Raw genomic sequence first — 17,629 nt, forward strand, 5'->3', positions numbered from 1 at the left:
TCACCACCGCGCCGGCAGGTCGAGCACGCGACGGTTCCGCGCGGCGTCGCCGTCGTCCGACAGCCATGTGCACGTATCGCCATATTCCGCCCGGTAGCGATCGGAGGGCCAGCGCGGGCTGTCGCCGTCGAGCAACGGATTCGGCTTCAGAACCGCATCGGCGACGGGCATCACCAGCCCGCCGCTCAGCGGGCGCGTGACGCCGCCATCCGCTTCGACAATCGACCACGCCTCGATAGCGGGATCGTCGGACCACCGGGTCGAGGCAGGCGCATCCGCGGCAAGCAGAGCTCGCCGCAACTCGCGCTCGTCATAAACGACCGCATCGGGGAACAGCGCCGCCCATTCGGCCCCGGTGCGCGCCGGTCCCATCGCACCGCCGGCGACCGCGGCGTTGTGGAGGTGGCTGACCGCGAGCACGCCGCCGGGCGCGACGGCGGTGCGCAGCAATCCGGCGACCCGCGGCTGATCGGGCAGGAAATACAGGGCGTCGTGGCATCCGACGAGGTCGAAGCGCTGCGTCTCGACCGGCCAGCGCGCGGCTGCGTCGAACACGACATAGTCGGCCTCGGGCGCGACCCAGTGCTTCGCCAGCCAACATTTCGAGAACACGACGTCCGCGCCGACGCACGCGATGCCGCGTGCAGTAAGCTCGCGCAGGTAATGGCCGATCCCGCAGGCCAGCTCGAACGCGGTATCCGGCCGCCGCCAGTGCGCTTCGACCAGCGCAAGCCCTGCCAGATAGGTCGGGTCGCTCCAGCGATGCGCGAAATAGTCGGCGACTGGCCCCATCCGCAGCAACGCCATCGCCGCGCGCAGCGACAGCGTATTGCGTTCGCGGACGAGGCGTTTCAGCTCGCGAAGATCGGTCGCCGGGCCGGTCCACCACGCATCCTGGTCGGTCAGCAGCGCAACCAGCGCATCGTCCGGACAGTCCGCATCGAGATGGTCGAGCGCCACCGCCACCAGCCCCTCGCTGTCGGTCCGCAGATACGGGATCCCGTCGACCACCGGCCAGCGCTCGCCGGGTGCGGCCAGCGAATGCGGTGTGTCGGCGACGAGCGGCCGTCCGGTCAGGGGAGAGCGATAGGTCACAACAGGCCGACATCCGCCAGCACGCGGTCGTGGAAGTCCTTCACGGGACCCGCATGCACGAGTTCGTAGGTGTGGAGGACCGTGTCCATCGTCGCCGAGGCGGCGCGCGTGTGCTGTTCGATCTCCAGCACGCGGTCGAGCACGTCGGCGGCATGGAACGCGCGCGCCGCCGGGGTCACGTCGCCGGCGATCGGCGCGATCGCCGCGCGGACCTGCGTTGCCACCGCCGGATCGAGCATCGCCATCGCCTGTTCGCGCGCACCGTCGATCACGCGGTCGAGCAGGTCGCCGAGCAGCACCTCGCCGGTGAACCCCGCATCGGGCATTGCCGCATTGTGGAAATGATGCGCCATCGATGCGAGGAACACCTCTGCGGGATCCGCGCCGTAAGAGGGCGCGGCGATCACACCGTACACCGCGACGACCAGGCAATGCTCGGCATGGTTCTCGGATGGCTGGAGCAACAGCCGCGGCCGCCCCGGACAGGTGACGCCTGCGCGCGGTTGCGCCGCGAGCTGGATAACGAACCGCGGTACCGGCCCGGCCGCCGGTGCGCCCTCGGCAAGCGCGCTGCGCAAATCGGCTGCCATCGCCGGGTCGATCTGCACCGCGACCTCGTCGAACCCGCGTTCGAGCACGACGCAGGCTTCGGCATCCGACAACCCAAGCTCGGCCAGCGTGGCGCGGTCCAGATCGCCCAGTCGTGCCGCGGCAAGCGCAGCGGCGACGGTCCGCCGCATCACCGTCTCCGGAACCTCGCCCGCCGCCAGCGCCGCCCAGCCGCGCGCGAACAGCCGTTCCGCGATCGACCCGTCGCGATCCGCCGACCGGATCCGCTTCAGGTCGCCAAGCTCGCGCAACAGCGGCAGGTGCGCCGCGCCAAACGTCACCGGCGATCGAGCCACGTATCGAGGATCAACTGCTGCTCGCCGAACGCGTGGATCGGCTCGCCGCCGTCGGCGGTCTGCGGCATTTTGAAGAAGATCCCCATCTGGTCCTGCACGCCGCCTTCGCCGCGCGTCTGCGCCAGCGCCAAACAGCGCGCTATCTCGATCGCGAGCGGGGCGGCCAGCACCGAATCCTTGCACAGGAAATTCAGCTTCAGCTGCATCTTCTGACCCAGGAAGCCGGTCAGGTCGATGTTGTCCCACGCTTCCTTGTTGTCGCCGCGCGGCTTGTAATAATGGATCATGATGATGTGATCCTCGACCGGATAGCCGAGGATCTGGTCGAGCACCGACTTCTTGGTGTCGACCTTGGAGGCGAGGCTCTTGGGATCGTCGAGCGCGAGGCCGTCCGAATTGCCGAGGATGTTGGTCGAGAACCAGCCATCGACGTGCAGCGCCCGATCGCGCAACGCCGGCGCGATCACGGTCTTCAGCAGCGTTTGGCCGGTCTTGCCGTCCTTGCCGGCGATCGGCACGCCGCGCTGGCGGGCGAGCTCGGCGAGCGGCGCGACGTCGGCGGCGACCGACGGCGTGAAATTGGCGTAGGGCGTGTCGCTGGCGATCGCGGCATAGGCATAGAGCATCGCCGGGCTGATCGCCGCGTCGTCGGTATCGAGACCGCGCTCGAAACCCTCGACGCTGGTCAGCGCATCGGCCCCCAGATCGGCCTTGCGCTCGGTCGAGGCGAGATTGATCATCACCACCCGGTCGAGATTCTGCTCGGTCTTGAAGCGCGCCAGATCATCCTGGATGTGCTGGACCGCCGCACGGTGGCCAGGCGCCGCGATCTTGTTGGCGCCGTCGATGTTCGCGCAGAAATCGGTCGATCCGACCGCAGGCCAGGGCCGCATGTCGGCGAGGCTGGACGCGCCGTTGGCAAGCTCGCTCTCGCTCAGCACGCCATGCTTCAGCGCGGCGGTGGCAAGGTCGTCATGGCTGAGGTCCCAACCGCCGAAATGGAGATCGCGGTAGGCCGCCATGCCCTCGACGTCGCGGCTGGCGAGCGGCAGGCCCGACAGGTCGTTCGACCCGGCGCGGATCATCGCGATCCCCGCCGCGGCGGTGGTGGCCACCGCGCCATTCAGTCCGATCACTGCGATCCCGACCCGTTCGCCCATAGCTGCGTCCTCTCAAAATAGAGGGCGTGGCTAGCCAACCGATAGGCAAAGTCCACAAATGTCTGCGTAAACCGACGCTAAAGTGCTCGGGCGATTACATATGTTTCCGTATTGCGCACACGATGATCGGTCGGCGGTTGGGGGCAAATGCGGTTGCAGTGCGAAGGCCGTTACGCCGCGCCACGTCTTGGCATTCGACGCGTCCCACCGGGCAAAACCGCGGCTATCCATCGCACCCTGATCCGAAACATGCACGGCACCCGCCCTTCGACTGGCAAAGTAATCTTTGTTACTTTGCGGGGCCGGTGGCGACCTTGTCTGCTTCTGCCAGCAGCAGCGAGATCGTCTAGAGACCCGCCAGCTCCAGCGCCGCGGCAATCTCGGGATCGAGCGCGACATCGGCGTTCGGGCTAAGCCGATTGAGGGCCGTATGGATCCGGCTTTGCGCGACCTGCAGCGTCTTGTGCCGGACCTGGCGGATCGCATTGGTGCGCCCTGATCGGCTTTCTCCCAGCAACGCCTCCCATTTCGCTTCTTCCGTTGCAAGAATGGCCAGAGCGAGCCGCAAGCCGTCGCGTCGGCCATGGGCATAGTCGTCCGTCGACGGTTGGCGCGGCAGAGGCGTCTTCATTCGATCGTGGTCCCTTGGCGCATCAGTAAGTCGCGTTTTCCCGTCGGCGTCGCACGCTCGCGTAGCATGTCGAGCGTCATCGGGCGAAAATCACACGGGTCGACGCCGACATCGAACTGGCGCAGCACCGGCTTGAGCGTGCCGTGGCTATGCCCGTGCAGATTGATCGACCGGCGATGCTGCCCGTTCCAGCGGCTGAACGGGTAATGGCACAGCACGAGCGCGGTCCCGTCGAGCGTCAGTTCGGCGTAATCCTGTACGCTGGCCCACCCTTCGGCCGCGCCGGTTGCGGGCGGATCGTTGTTCCCCCGGATCAGATGCTTGGTCCCGTGCAATTGTGCCAGCAGGTCGGATACGTACGACGGGCGGCGCGCGACATCGCCGAGATGCCACACCGTGTCCGCGGGACCAACGACCGCGTTCCAGCCGGTGACGATCGCAGCGTCCATTTCGGCGACGCTGGCAAACGGACGACGATGAATATTGAGCGTTCGATGATCGCCGAAATGCGTATCTGCCGTGAAATACACAGTCATCCGACGCTCACAGCATCTCGAGTGGACGACGCGTCCGTGGCGGTGCGAACGCGGTATCGAGCGCGGCCAGATCGTCCGGCGACAGCCGCAGGTCCGCCGCACCACGATTGTCCTGCACATGCGCCACCGTGCCGGCCTTCGGAATTGCGATGACGCCGTCATGGTTCAGCACCCAGGCGAGCGCGACCTGCGCCGGGCTCGCGCCGATCGTCCGCGCGATCCGCGCCAATGTCGGATCTGCGATCAACCGGCCCTGCTCGACCGGGCTATAGGCCATTACCGGGATGCCGTGCTCGGCCAGCCACGGCATCAGGTCGAGTTCGGGCCCGCGCCGCGAGAGATTGTAGAGGATCTGGTCGGTCGCACAGCGATCGCCGCCACCCTCGATCAGTTCGGCCATGTCGTCGGTATCGAGATTGCTCACGCCCCAATGGCGGATCTTGCCGGCCGCCTTGAGCGCTTCCATCGCCTCGACCGTCTCGGCGAGCGGCACCGATCCGCGCCAGTGCAGCAGGTACAGGTCGAGCCGGTCGGTCCCCAGCCGCTTGAGGCTCGCTTCGCACGCTGCCGCCAGCCGCTTGCGCGATGCGTTCTGCGGATACGCCTTGCTGACGAGGAACAGGTCGTCGCGCACGCTGCCCAGCGCTTCGCCGATCAGCGTCTCGGCCGCGCCATCGCCGTACATTTCCGCGGTGTCGATCAGCGTCATGCCTAGCTCTACGCCGTGGCGCAGCGCGGCGATCTCGTCGGCACGGTGCGCGGCGCGCTCACCCATCATCCAGCTACCCTGGCCAAGCGCCGGTATCGTTTCTCCGCCTGGAAGCGTCACGCTCTTCATGGTCTGTCTCTCGCGGTATCGGTTCCAGAGGATAACGCGGACGGCGCCGTTCGGGCGCATCGCTCCGCCCGGTCTCCGCGATGTCGACCCGCTCCGTCATAGGACGGACGCAGATCAGCAGATCAGTGGGGCAGGGCGGCAGTCGAGGACGAAAACGGCCGGGCCTTCGCACGCTTGCCCCAGAGCTTGTTCGGCCGCGCGCCCATCACGAACCGCAATTCTCCACCCTGCCGGATTTCGTCGTCGCGCAGATAGCTGCGGGTGAGGGGCGTGCCGTTCAGCGTGACCGACCGGATATACGGGCTCGCATCCGACAGATTGTCCGTCCGGATCGCGAACTGCTTGCCGCTGGGCAGCGCCAACGTCGCCTGCGACAGGAACGGGCGGCCGATGACATATTCGTTCGATCCAGGGGCAACCGGGTAGAAACCGAGCGCCGTAAAGACGAGCCATGCGGACATCTGGCCGAGGTCGTCGTTGCCGCTCAGCCCCTCGGGCTTGGCGCCGTATTGGCTCGCGACGATCTGCCCAAGCCGCTCCTGCGTTCGCCACGGCGCACCGGCGTAGTTGTAGAGATAGGCGACGTGGTGGCTCGGCTCGTTGCCGTGGATATATTGGCCGATCAGCCCGGCGATATCCTCCGCATGACTGTAATCGACCTTCGAATTGTCGAAGTCGAACATCGCGTCGAGCTTCTTCACGGTCTTCGCATCGCCGCCGAGCAGTCGGAACAGACCCGCCTGATCCTGCGGCACGAACCAGCTATATTGCCACGCATTGCCCTCGGTATAATCCGAGCCGTAGTTGATCGCGGTCGGATCGAACGGCGTGCGGAACGCGCCGTTCGCGAGCCTAGCGCGCAGCCAACCGGTTTTCGCGTCGAAGCTGTTGCGCCAATTGCCCGCGCGCTTTTCGAACCGCTCGGCGATGTCGGTCTTGCCCATCCGCCGCGCCATCCGCGCGATGGTCCAGTCGTCATAGGCATATTCGACGGTCTTCGAGGCCGCCTCCGGCTCCTTGTCGATCGGCACGTAGCCGCGCTGGATATACTCGCCGAGGCCGCCATAGGAGGCGTGGTCGGCACTCGCGACCATCGCCTGCAACGCGGCGTCCGCGTCGAAGCCGCCGATGCCCTTCATATACGCGTCGGCGATGACGGGGACGGCGTGATAACCGATCATCGTCCACGTCTCGCGCCCTGCGAACTGCCAGACCGGCAGGATTCCGTCGGGGCTATGCTGCTGGCTGGCGATCAGCGAGCGGACGATATCGGTGTTGGTCTTCTCCGGCTGGATCAGCGTCAGCAGCGGATGTTCGGCGCGGAACGTGTCCCATAGCGAAAAGGTCGAGCGGACCGTGAATCCGTCGGCCCGATGAACCTGATCGTCGGGCCCGCGATACCGCCCATCGCTATCGCTCCAGACGCTCGGCGCGAGCAGGCTGTGGTACAACGCGGTCGCGAAGATCCGGCGCATCGGGGCCGGGACCTCGAACTTGACCGCGCCCAGCGCAGTATCCCAGTCGCCCTGCGTCTTGGTGCGGACCGCGTCGAAGCCGCCGGGCTCGCTGTCCAGATTGGCGAGCGCTCCGGCCTCGTCGACCCCCGATATCCCGACCTTCACTTCGAGCGGAGCATCGAGCTGACCGAAATCGAGCCGCGCTTCGAGTGCCTGACCGAGTTTCTCCGCTAGCGTATCGCTGCCACGGCCCGGACCCTGGAAACCCTTGTACGCGATGTCCTTCTCACGGTTGACCAGCGCATGGCCGATCAGCGGCGCGGAGAACCGCATCGCGAAGTAGAGTTTGCGCCCGGGCGCCCAGCCGCGCGTCTCGCGGAAGCCGGTGAGCACGCCGTTGTCCCGCATGTGCAGCCCCGACCACAGGATCTTGCCGGGGTAATTATAGAGCGAAGACCGCAGATCGACCACGATATGCGCGGCCTTGCCCTTGGGAAAGCTGTAGCGATGCACGCCGATCCGCGTTCCCGCCGTCATTTCTGCACGCACGCCGGGACCGTCCAGCGTGACCGCGTAATAGCCCGGTTTGGCGACCTCGCTGGCGTGCGAAAAGCGTGAGCGATAGCCGGGCGCGGCGGGCGTGCCGGGGTCCATCGGCACGGTGTCGCCCGACACCGGCATGACGAGGATGTCGCCGAGATCGGAATGCCCTGCGCCCGAGAAATGCGTGTGGCTGAACCCCTCGATCGTCGGATCGTCGTAGCGATATCCTGCGGCGTGGCCGTAACAGGTGCGGATCACGCATGACGTATCGGTATCCGGGGACAACTGCACCATGCCGAACGGCGCGACCGCTCCCGGGAACGTATGGCCTTCGCCCCCCGTGCCGATGAACGGATCGACTGCATCGCTCGGTTTGGCCGCGTCCTGGGCGAAAGCGCTGGTGGAGAGAAACAAACCCAGTAAGGCGCCCGCAAGGCGTGATCGCTTGAAAACCGACATCTAGATCGCCCGTACGGAGGAAGGGATTGCCGCGGAATATTGCAGGCGATCGTCGATCTGAGAAGCGCCGCCCGATTTAATCGGTCAGCGAGCCGAAACTGGCTGTGCAGTGCTGCCGCGAACGATGAGTTCGTGATCGAGCGTGACCTGTCGCGACGGGCTGTCGATGCCGTGCAATATGTCGACGAGCAGTTCGACGGTGCGGCGGCCGATCATCGCCTTGGGCTGCGCGATGGTGGTCAGCGGCGGCTGAAAATAGCGCGCGAGCGGGAGGTCGTCGAAGCCGATGACGGAGACGTCCTTCGGGCATGACAGCCCTGCGTCGCCGATCGCGCTGAGCGCGCCCATTGCCATCTCGTCGCTGAAGCAGAAGATCGCGGTCACGTCCTGCGCGATCAGGTCGCGGGTATGGTCGATGGCCGAGCCGGCGGAATAGTCGCCGACGCGGATGTGCAGGCCGTCGCGCAGGCTGGCGCGGGTCGCGGCATCGATCGCCCCGGCAAGGCGGTCGCGGCTAATCGGGCTGATCTCGGGGCCGGTGACGACGCCGATCCTGCGGTGGCCGAGGCCGACGAGATGATCGATTGCATCGGCGCTCGCTGCGGCATTGTCGATGTGGACACTCGGGACACCCAGATCGGAGCTGTATTCACAGCCGTTGACGATCGGAGCGGCGGCACCCTTGCGCGCCATCAGCGAGGCGAGGCTGGTTGGCAGGCGGTGGCCTAGGAAGATCAGCCCGTCGACTTCGCGGCGGGAGAGCATGTCGGCATATTGGTCTTCAACGTACGGATCGTGCCGCGTGTCGCCGACCACGACCGAATATCCCGCGTCCCGTGCGGCCTCTTCGGCGCCGCGGATGACGCTGGCGAAGAACGCGTTCGAGATATCGGGGACGGTCAGCAGGATCTTCGCCGCGCGCAACGTCCGCAGGCTCCGCGCGGCGACGTTGGGCACGTAGCCCGATTCGCGGACCACCGCGAGCACCCGCAGGCGGGTATCCTCGGACACCTGTTCGGGCCGGCTCAATACGCGCGACACGGTTGCGGTAGAGACGCCCGCGAGTGCGGCCACTTCGATGATCGTCGGCATAAGGTCGTCATGGATCCGGTCGTCGGCACTGTCGATATATATCCGATGTAATCCTTTACATTCGTTTCGCGGCTCCGTAGCTTCATGTCCGACAAGCAGGCAAACTGCGAGCGGAGAGGTAACGAATGGCGCGTGCAGACACTCGGCCCCAGGCCACGACCGGCGGTCTGCTAACCGGCCGCCTGAGCGCCATGATGTTCATGCAGTTCTTCGTATGGGGCGCCTGGACCGTAACCCTCGGCCTGGTCATGCAGACCGTCGGCATCGGCAACCTGATCGGCAACGCGTTTTCGGTCGGCCCGATCGCGTCGATCGTCGGCTCGTTCCTGCTCGGCATGGCGGCGGCTCGGTACGTCAGCCCGCGGATGCTGATGGTGATCCTGCACCTGGTCGGCGGCGTGCTGCTGTTCGTGCTGCCATCGCTGGTGACGCCGGAGAATGGCCGGACCTTCGTCTGGCTGCTGCTCTGCTACATGATCCTCTACATGCCGACGGTCGGCCTCGCGAATACGATCGCGCTGAAGAGCTTCGGCGAGCGGACCGACAAATTCCCGTTCGTCCGCGCGTTCGGTACGCTCGGCTGGATCACGGCGGGGCTGATCATCGGCTGGGCGGGGCTGTCGGCGAGCCCTGAGATCTTCCGCGTCGCCGCAGTCGTCTCGATCGCGCTGGGCCTCTACAGCTTCACGCTGCCGAACGTCACCGCGGACGCGCCGCGTGACGAGAGCGTGCTGCGACAGGTGTTCTGCGTCGAGGCGTTCGGACTACTCAAGCAGCGCTCGTTCCTGATCTTCATGACGTGCGCGACTTTGATCTCGATCCCGCTGGCGATGTATTACGCCTATGCCTCGCCCTATGTCGGCGCGACCGGCATCAGCAATGTCGGCGGCACGCTGGCGATCGGGCAGATGTCCGAACTCGTGTTCATGTTCTCGATGCCGTGGCTGTATCGCCGGTTCGGCGTGAAGCCACTGCTGCTGGTCGGGATGGCCGCATGGGCGTTGCGCTACGCCTTGTTCGCGATCGGCGATGGCGGTTCGTCGATTTGGGCGGTGTATCTCGGCGTCGCGCTGCACGGCGTGTGCTATGATTTCTTCTTCGTCGCCGGCGCGATCTACACCGGCACGATCGCCACGCCCAAGGGCGTCAACGCGCAGGCGCAGGGCATGCTGACGCTGTTCACCTACGGCGTCGGCATGCTGCTCGGGTCGCAGATCGGCGCGCTTCTGTATGCGCAACTGCCAGCCTCGCCGACCATCGCCGACTGGCAGCATATGTGGTGGTATCCCGCGATCGCCGCGGCCGTGATCGCGCTGCTGTTCCAGTTCACCTTCCGCGACGACACCAGAAAGAGTGCAGCATGACCGGCATGAAGGGCCCCGGGATATTCCTCGCCCAGTTCCTCGGCGACGAGGCTCCGTTCGATACGCTCGACGCACTGGCCGAATGGGCGGCTGGGCTCGGTTATGTCGGCGTCCAGATCCCCTGCAACGCGCAGTTGATCGACCTGAAGCTCGCCGCCGAGAGCAAGACGTACTGCGACGATCTGCGCGGCCGCCTTGCCAAACACGGCATCGAGGTCACCGAACTGTCGACGCATCTGCAAGGCCAGCTCGTCGCCGTCCACCCGGCGTACGACACGCTGTTCGACGGCTTCGCGCCCCCTGAAGTCCACGGCAAGCCCGCCGAGCGCCAGCTTTGGGCGGTCGAGCAGGTTAAGCTCGCCGCGCGCGCCAGCGCCAATCTGGGCCTGTCCGCGCACGCCACCTTCTCTGGCGCACTGGCTTGGCCGTACGTGTATCCGTGGCCGCAACGCCCCGCCGGGTTGATCGAGGAGGCCTTTGCCGAACTCGCCCGCCGCTGGACCCCGATCCTCGACGTTTTCGAGGAATCCGGCGTCGATTGCGCGTTCGAGGTCCATCCCGGCGAAGACATTCATGACGGCGCGACCTGGGAACGCTTCCTCGCCGCGGTCGACAACCATTCGCGCGCGCGCCTGCTGTTCGATCCGTCGCATTTCGTGTTGCAGCAGCTCGATTATCTCGACTTCATCGACCGCTATCACGACCGGATCTCGTGCTTCCACGTCAAGGATGCCGAGTTCAACCCGACCGGCCGAACCGGCGTGTACGGCGGCTACGAGAACTGGGTCGACCGCGCCGGCCGCTTCCGCTCGCTGGGCGACGGGCAGGTCGATTTCTCCGCGATCTTCAGCAAGATGGCGCAATATGGCTATGACGGCTGGGCAGTGCTCGAATGGGAGTGCGCGCTGAAACGGTCCGATGATGGCGCGCGCGAAGGCGCACCGTTCATCCGCGACCACATGATCCGCCTGACCGAACGCCCATTCGACGATTTCGCCGCCAGCGGCATCGACCGCACCGCGATCCGCAAGCTGCTCGGGCTGTCGGAGGAGCAGGCATGAGCCGCCTCCGTCTCGGTATGGTCGGCGGCGGGGAAGGGGCCTTTATCGGCGCCGTCCACCGGATGGCAGCCGCGCTCGACGGCGACTGGGACCTCGTCGCGGGCGCGTTCAGCACCGACGCCGGCCGCAACACGCGCACCGGTATCCTGCTCAACCTCGATCCACAGCGCGTCTATCCGTCGGTCGACGCGATGATCGCAAACGAGCGAAACCTCACCGAAGACCAGCGCATCGACGCACTCGCGGTCGTCACGCCGAACCATCTCCACGCCCCGATGGCGATCGCCGCGCTGAACGCCGGGTTCCACGTGTTCTGCGAAAAGCCGATGGCGATGAGCGTCGTCGAGGCCGAGGCGATCGCCGCCGCCGCCAAGGCCAGCGGTCGCCACTTTGCGCTGGCGTTCACCTATAGCGGCTATCCGCTGATCGAAGAGGCGCGCGCGCGCGTCGAACGCGGCGATTTCGGCGCGATCCGCCTGGTCCAGGTCGAATATCTGCAAGGCTGGCTCAGCCAAGCGATCGACACCGACGGCAACAAGCAGGCCGAATGGCGCACCGATCCCGCCCGCGCCGGGCTCGGCGGCTGCCTCGGCGACATCGGCACGCATGCGTTCCAGCTCGCCGAGCATGTCTCCGGCCTGTCGGTACACTCGGTCTCCGCAGATCTGACGACGCATGTCGACGGTCGCCGGCTCGACGACGATGTCAGCGCGCTGCTCCGGTTCGAGGGCGGTGCCCGCGGCGTGCTCAAGGCGACGCAGGTCGCGGCAGGCGAGGAGAACGGGCTTCGACTGCGCATCCACGGCGAACGCGGCGGCTTGGACTGGTCGCAGATGGAACCCAACACGCTGACGCTCCGCTGGCTCGACCGCCCCGCCGAGACCGTGCGGACCGGTGGCCCCGGCATGCTCGACGCGACCGCCTCGCTGGTGCGTACACCTGCCGGTCATCCCGAGGGCTATATCGAGGCTTTCGGCAATCTTTACCGCGCGTTCGCCTCGGCGATCCGCGGCGATCAAGACGGCCGCTGGTTTCCGGGCGTGACCGATGGCCTGCGCACGATGCGCTTCATCGAGGCGGTGATCGCCAACGCCGGCGCAGACCAGAAATGGACTTTAGTAAATCCGGGAGAGAATGAATGAAGCTGCTCATGGCTCTGGTCGCGGGAAGTATCGCGGCAGTTGCGGCAGTCACGGTCTCAGCACCGACCACCGCGCAATCCACCGCTGCTGCACCGCCGGCCTTCGCCGCATGCCGCGCGTGCCACACCGTCGTGAAGGGCGGCAAGAATGGCATCGGCCCGAACCTGTACGGCGTGGTCGGCCGTGCCGCCGCCGCGACGCCCGGCTTCAACTACTCGCCCGCGATGAAGGCATCGAAGCTGCGCTGGGACGAGAAGACGCTCAACGACTATCTCGCCGCACCGCAGAAGAAGGTGCCGGGCACGCGCATGCCGATCGCGACGCCCGATGCCGCCAAGCGCGCGACGATCATCGCCTACCTCAAGGCCGAGGGCTCGAAATGACGGTAATGGTCGCATGACGCTCTCCCGCCGAAACCTGCTCGGGGCCGGGCTCGCGGCCGGCGCCGCCGCGTCGCTGGTGCCGGGCATGGCCGGGGGGCAACGCCGCAGCTCGAACGCCGCGCGCTTCTCGCTCGGCTACGCGCCGCACGAGGGCAGCTTCGCCAGCCGCGGCGGGCGGATCGAACAGATCGCCTACGCCGCCGATCAGGGCTTCACCGCCTGGGAGGACAACGAGGCGGCGACGCGGTCGGTGGCCGAGCAGGAGCAGATGGCCAAGGCGCTCGCGCAGCGCGGCATGACGATGGGCGTGTTCGTCGCCAGCATGCCCAAATGGTCGAAGTCGCGGCCGTTGCTGGGCGCGACCGACGGCGCCGAGCGCGAGGCGTTCCTCGCCGATATCCGCGCCTCGCTCGAGGTCGCCAAGCGACTGAATGCGAAGCGGATGACCGTTGTCACCGGGTTCATGGACCCGAAGGTTCCGGTGGATATCCAGACCGCGCGCGTGATCGACGTGATGCGCCGCGCCGGCGATATCGTCGCGCCATCGGGGGCGGCGATGGTGATGGAGCCGCTCAACACGCGGACCAACCATCCGGGCGTCTATATGCAGACGATCTCGCAGGGCTATGCGGTGGCGCGCGGTGCCAACAGCCCGGCGGTCAAGGTGCTCGCCGATCTGTATCACGAGCAGATCCAGTCGGGGAACCTGATCCCGACGCTCGACACGTGCTGGAACGAGATCGGCTATATCCAGTTCGGCGATAATCCGGGCCGTAACGAACCATCGACCGGCGAGATCAACTACGCCTCGATCGTGAAGTGGCTGCGGGCAAAGCGCTATTCGGGCGTGATCGGCATGGAACACGGCAATTCGATCGCCGGGCGAGCGGGCGAGGATCGCCTGATCGCCGCCTATCGCGAAATCGACTCGGTATGACGGCGATGGGCATGAAGCCGATCAGCAGGAAGGGGATAGGGATGAGGGGAAAAGCATGAAAACCTGTTTGATGGCGAGCGTCGCCACGGCGATGACGCTGATGGCGACGGGGTCGGTCGCGGCGCAGGAGAAGCCCGGCTTCAAGGACACGCCGATGCTGCCCGGTGGCCAGTGGCGCGTTCATGACGCCGACCGCCCTGCGCCGGTCGTCGTCGCACCGGCCGCGACCCCCGGTGGTCCGCCCGCCGATGCGGTCGTGCTGTTCGACGGGCGTTCGCTCGATGCATGGAAGCCCGATCGGATCGCCTGGCCGATCGCGGACGGTGCGCTGACGATCCCGTCGCGTGCGAAGAGCGGCGGTGAGAACAACCTCGTCTCGAAACAGAGCTTCGGCGACGTGCAGATGCATCTCGAATTCCGCTCGCCAAACCCGCCGACCAAGACCTCGCAGGATCGCGGCAACAGCGGCATCTGGTTCATGCAGCGCTACGAACTGCAGATCCTCGATGGCTCGCAGAACCCGACCTATGCCGATGGCACGGTCGGCGCGGTCTATGGCTGGAAGCCGCCACTGGTGAACGCCTCGCGTCGCCCCGGCGAATGGCAGACCTACGATATCGTGTTCGAGCGACCCCGCTTCGCCGCCGACGGTAGCCTGGTCCGCCCCGCCTATGTCACCGCGCTGCTGAACGGCGTGCTCGTCCAGAACCACCAGGCGATGCTCGGCACGACCATCTGGCGACAGGTCGCGAGTTACAAGGCGCACGCCGATGCCGCGCCGATCCAGCTTCAGGATCACGATTCGCCGGTGTCGTTCCGCAACATCTGGGTTCGTCCGTTGCCCGAGGCGGCGATCGCACAGGACCTGAAGAAGGACGGTAAATGATCGATCGTAGAACTGCACTCGCGGGCGTCGTCGCCATGTTCGGCACGGCCCTGTACGCGCCGATCGCGCGCGCCGCCGGCGTCGCGCAGGCGCCCGGCGCGGCCGCCGGCATCCCCGTCATCAGCGAGGGCCCGCCCAGCGTCGCGGTCTTCACGGCTCCCCAGCGCGCGCTGATGACCGCACTCAGCGAACGCGTGCTGCCGACCACCGATACGCCGGGCGCGATCGCCGCCGGCGTCCCGGCCTATATCGAGAAGCTGCTCGCCGATTGGGCCCTGCCGGCCGATCGCGTGCCGATCCTGGCCGGGCTCGACGCGATCGAGGCCCGCAGCCTGAAGGACTATAAGGTCGCCGGTGCGAAGGCGACGACCGCGCAGCAGGATGCGCTGCTCACGCTCGCGATGAACGACCAGATCCCGTCCGGCGGCGTCTTTTTCGAGGCGTTCCGGCAGCTCGTCGTCACCGGCTATTACACCTCCGAAATCGGCATGACGCAGGAGCGCGAATATCTGCCGGTGCCGGGCGAGTATAACGGCCAGTTCCCCTATTCCCAGGTCAGCAAGGTGTATTCCGCATGATCCTCAACCGTAGAAACCTGCTCGCGGGCTCCGGTGCGGTCGCAGCGCTCGCGTTCGTGCCCACCGCGTCGGCCGCCCAGTTGAAGGCGATCGGCCTGCAACTCTACACGATCCGCGAGATCTTCGCGAAGGACCCGGTCGGCACGCTCGGCAAGGTCGCGCAGATCGGCTACCGCGAAGTCGAGTTCGGCGGTGGCGGCTATGACGGCATGGACCATGCGATGCTGCGCCGGACGATGGACAAGCTCGGCCTGACCGCGCCCTCGGTACATATCGGCTACGACGCGCTGCTCAAGCAGTTCGACCAGTCGGTGACGATGGCCAAGACGCTCGGCGCGACCACGGTCGTGCTGCCGTACATGACCGCCGAGCATCGCAACGAGGCGGGCTGGAACGCGGCGCTGCCGAACTTCAACCGGTTCGCGACCGAACTGAAGAAGGCCGGGCTGGGCTTTGCCTATCACAACCATGATTTCGAGTTCACGACCAAGCCGGGCGGGGTCAGCCTGTACGACCGGTTGCTCAAGGAGACCGACCCCGCGCTCGTGAAGGTGGAACTCGATCTCTATTGGGCGCTGCATGCCGGCGAAAACCTGTCGACGCTGATCGAGCGCTTGGCGCCGCGGCTCTACGCCTATCACGTCAAGGACATGCGCCCCGACCGGAGCATGACCGCGGTCGGGCAGGGCACGATCGATTTCGGCGCGCTGTTCAAGCTGAAGGGCAGCGCTGGCGTGCGGCATTTCTATGTCGAGAACGACGAGGCTCCCGCGCCTTATCTGCCCGACATCACCACGAGTTTCCGGACACTGCGCGCGCTTCGTTTTTAAATGGGGGCGCTTCTGACGGGGCGTGTTTTCCGAGTTTTAGGAGAGAGAGATCATGGCTGAGACCAACAGGTTCGACGCGATCGTTATTGGATCGGGCGTAAGCGGTGGCTTCGCTGCGAAGGAACTGACCGAAAAGGGCCTCCGCGTCCTGATGCTGGACCGCGGCAAGATGGTCGAGCACGGCGAAGGCTACACTTATGACGGCAAGCCCGCTTATGAGGTGCCGGCGCGCAACATCATGCCCAAGCCGTTGCTCGACAGCGATTATTTCATCGGCAAGCACGGTTATGTCCAGCCCAGCAACCGCGAGTTCCACAATGACGACCGGCTGAACCCGTACGCCTATGACGAGGGCAGCAAATTCTACTGGATCCGGCCCGGCGCGGTCGGCGGCAAGTCGCTGATCTGGGGCCGCTGGTGCTTCCGTTGGAGCCCCGCGGATTTCGAGGCGAACAAGCGCGACGGCATCGATGGCGACTGGCCTATCCGCTATGACGACGTCGCGCCGTGGTACAGCTATGTCGAGAAATACATCGGCGTGTCGGGCTCGCGCGAGAATCTCGACTATCTGCCCGACAGCGAATTCCAGCCGCCGATGCCGATGAACGTCGCGGAGAAATGGCTCAAGCAGGGTCTCGAATCCAAGTTCCCCGGCCGGAAACTCATCAATACGCGTCTGTCGAACATGACCGAGGACAAGCCCGACCAGAACCGCACGAAATGCCAGTTCCGCAACCAGTGCGGCAATGGTTGCTCGTTCGGCGCGTATTTCTCGACCCAGGCCGTCACCTTGCCAGCCGCCCGCGCGACAGGTCGCCTGACGCTCAGGTCGGACTCGGTCGTCACCAACCTGGTGTACGACGCGGCGCGCAAGAAGGTGACCGGCGTCCGTTATATCGATGCGAAGACCGGCCAGGCGGAAACGGTGCAGGCCGATCTCGTCTTCCTCTGCGCCTCGGCGATCGCCTCGACGCAGATCATGCTGAACTCGCGCGCACCGGGCAGCGACCGCAGCTATTTCGACGAGAGCGGCACGCTCGGGCGCTATATCATGGACCATATCTTCCGGGTCGGCGTCGAGGGCGACATCCCCGGCATGGAGGAGTTCATCGAGTATGGCCGTCGTCCGGGCGGCGTCTACGTCCCCCGTTTCCGTAATATCGGCAAGGACGACGGCGTCGGCTTCAAGCGCGGCTATGGCTATCAGGGCAGCGCCTATCGCAACCCCGCCGCGCCGGTCGGTTTCGGCGCGTCGATGAAGCAGGGCATGCGCAAATACGCACCGTGGAAATTCAGCATGGGCGCGTTCGGCGAATGCCTGCCCTATGCCGATAACAGGGTGTTGCTGCACCAGACGAAGGTCGACCGGTTCGGGGTGCCGCTGGTGCGCTTCGACGTAACGTTCCGCGACAACGAGCTGAAGATGATGGCCGACGCCCGGACGCAGGGCGAGGCGATGTTGAAGGCCGCCGGCCTGACCAACGTCAAGAGCAGCGAGAAGGAGCACGTCCCCGGCGACGCGATCCACGAAATGGGCGGTGCCCGCATGGGCCGAGACCCGCGCACGTCGGTGCTCAACGAATGGAGCCAGACGCACGCCGCGTCCAACCTCTACGTCACCGACGGCGCACAGATGGCGTCGATCTCGTGCGTGAACCCCTCGCTGACGTTCATGGCGCTCACGGCTCGCGCCGCAGATCATGCCGTCAAGCAGATGAAGAAGGACTGACGA

Annotated in this window: 17 protein-coding genes; 9 read left to right on the plus strand and 8 right to left on the minus strand. The window is 66.0% G+C overall.

Annotated elements, in window-relative coordinates; translation table 11 throughout:
* From U1737_RS01970 to U1737_RS02005, 8 genes are all read right to left on the minus strand, one after another.
* Positions 1-1,095: a class I SAM-dependent methyltransferase gene (locus tag U1737_RS01970; RefSeq protein ID WP_332795392.1), complete on the minus strand. Its 1,095-nt coding sequence runs from the start codon at positions 1,093-1,095 to the stop codon at positions 1-3.
* On the minus strand, positions 1,092-1,985 hold the full coding sequence (locus U1737_RS01975; RefSeq protein WP_332795393.1) for a hypothetical protein: 894 nt from the start codon (positions 1,983-1,985) through the stop codon (positions 1,092-1,094). Before U1737_RS01975 ends, U1737_RS01970 begins: the two co-directional genes overlap by 4 nt.
* Positions 1,982-3,160 carry an inositol-3-phosphate synthase gene (locus U1737_RS01980; protein ID WP_248520856.1) on the minus strand — a complete coding sequence of 393 codons (1,179 nt, stop codon included), beginning with the start codon at positions 3,158-3,160 and terminating at the stop codon, positions 1,982-1,984. The genes U1737_RS01975 and U1737_RS01980 overlap by 4 nt, the downstream gene beginning before the upstream one ends.
* A gap of 346 nt (positions 3,161-3,506) precedes the next feature.
* The gene (locus tag U1737_RS01985) at positions 3,507-3,791 is read right to left on the minus strand and encodes a hypothetical protein (RefSeq protein ID WP_248520855.1); all 285 of its coding nucleotides are present in this window, start codon (positions 3,789-3,791) and stop codon (positions 3,507-3,509) included.
* A complete protein-coding gene (locus U1737_RS01990; protein WP_248520854.1) occupies positions 3,788-4,327 on the minus strand; it encodes a metallophosphoesterase family protein in 540 nt (179 codons plus the stop codon). Before U1737_RS01990 ends, U1737_RS01985 begins: the two co-directional genes overlap by 4 nt.
* Positions 4,328-4,334: 7 nt before the next feature.
* Positions 4,335-5,165 carry an aldo/keto reductase gene (locus U1737_RS01995; protein ID WP_332795394.1) on the minus strand — a complete coding sequence of 277 codons (831 nt, stop codon included), beginning with the start codon at positions 5,163-5,165 and terminating at the stop codon, positions 4,335-4,337.
* Positions 5,166-5,287: 122 nt separating this feature from the next.
* A complete protein-coding gene (locus U1737_RS02000; protein ID WP_332795395.1) occupies positions 5,288-7,624 on the minus strand; it encodes a GH92 family glycosyl hydrolase in 2,337 nt (778 codons plus the stop codon).
* Positions 7,625-7,708: 84 nt separating this feature from the next.
* Entirely contained in the window at positions 7,709-8,716 is a 1,008-nt protein-coding gene (locus tag U1737_RS02005) for a LacI family DNA-binding transcriptional regulator (RefSeq protein WP_332795396.1), read from the minus strand.
* Positions 8,717-8,841: 125 nt separating this feature from the next.
* Here U1737_RS02005 and U1737_RS02010 point away from each other — a divergent pair, with 125 nt between their 5' ends.
* The 9 genes from U1737_RS02010 to U1737_RS02050 all read left to right on the plus strand — a co-directional run bounded on the left by U1737_RS02010 (position 8,842) and on the right by U1737_RS02050 (position 17,626).
* Positions 8,842-10,080, plus strand: a complete 1,239-nt coding sequence (locus U1737_RS02010) for an MFS transporter (protein WP_332795397.1) — start codon at positions 8,842-8,844, stop codon at positions 10,078-10,080.
* Entirely contained in the window at positions 10,077-11,141 is a 1,065-nt protein-coding gene (locus U1737_RS02015; RefSeq protein WP_332795398.1) for a sugar phosphate isomerase/epimerase family protein, read from the plus strand. The genes U1737_RS02010 and U1737_RS02015 overlap by 4 nt, the downstream gene beginning before the upstream one ends.
* A complete protein-coding gene (locus U1737_RS02020) occupies positions 11,138-12,283 on the plus strand; it encodes a Gfo/Idh/MocA family protein (protein WP_332795399.1) in 1,146 nt (381 codons plus the stop codon). Before U1737_RS02015 ends, U1737_RS02020 begins: the two co-directional genes overlap by 4 nt.
* Positions 12,280-12,666: a c-type cytochrome gene (locus tag U1737_RS02025; protein ID WP_248520848.1), complete on the plus strand. Its 387-nt coding sequence runs from the start codon at positions 12,280-12,282 to the stop codon at positions 12,664-12,666. Before U1737_RS02020 ends, U1737_RS02025 begins: the two co-directional genes overlap by 4 nt.
* 13 nt (positions 12,667-12,679) lie before the next feature.
* On the plus strand, positions 12,680-13,603 hold the full coding sequence (locus U1737_RS02030) for a hydroxypyruvate isomerase family protein (protein WP_248520847.1): 924 nt from the start codon (positions 12,680-12,682) through the stop codon (positions 13,601-13,603).
* A 70-nt stretch (positions 13,604-13,673) separates the two neighbouring features.
* Positions 13,674-14,489, plus strand: coding sequence for a 3-keto-disaccharide hydrolase (locus U1737_RS02035; protein ID WP_332795635.1), 816 nt, complete (start codon positions 13,674-13,676; stop codon positions 14,487-14,489).
* Positions 14,486-15,067 (plus strand): gluconate 2-dehydrogenase subunit 3 family protein, encoded by a 582-nt coding sequence (locus tag U1737_RS02040; RefSeq protein WP_332795400.1) that lies wholly within the window; start codon positions 14,486-14,488, stop codon positions 15,065-15,067. Before U1737_RS02035 ends, U1737_RS02040 begins: the two co-directional genes overlap by 4 nt.
* Positions 15,064-15,897: a sugar phosphate isomerase/epimerase family protein gene (locus U1737_RS02045; protein WP_187503239.1), complete on the plus strand. Its 834-nt coding sequence runs from the start codon at positions 15,064-15,066 to the stop codon at positions 15,895-15,897. The genes U1737_RS02040 and U1737_RS02045 overlap by 4 nt, the downstream gene beginning before the upstream one ends.
* Positions 15,898-15,949: 52 nt before the next feature.
* A complete protein-coding gene (locus U1737_RS02050) occupies positions 15,950-17,626 on the plus strand; it encodes a GMC family oxidoreductase (RefSeq protein ID WP_332795401.1) in 1,677 nt (558 codons plus the stop codon).
* The last annotated feature ends 3 nt before the right edge of the window (positions 17,627-17,629 follow it).

Origin of the sequence: Sphingomonas fucosidasi (assembly GCF_036663855.1) — a bacterium.
GTDB classification, from domain to species: Bacteria; Pseudomonadota; Alphaproteobacteria; order Sphingomonadales; family Sphingomonadaceae; genus Sphingomonas; species Sphingomonas faeni_B.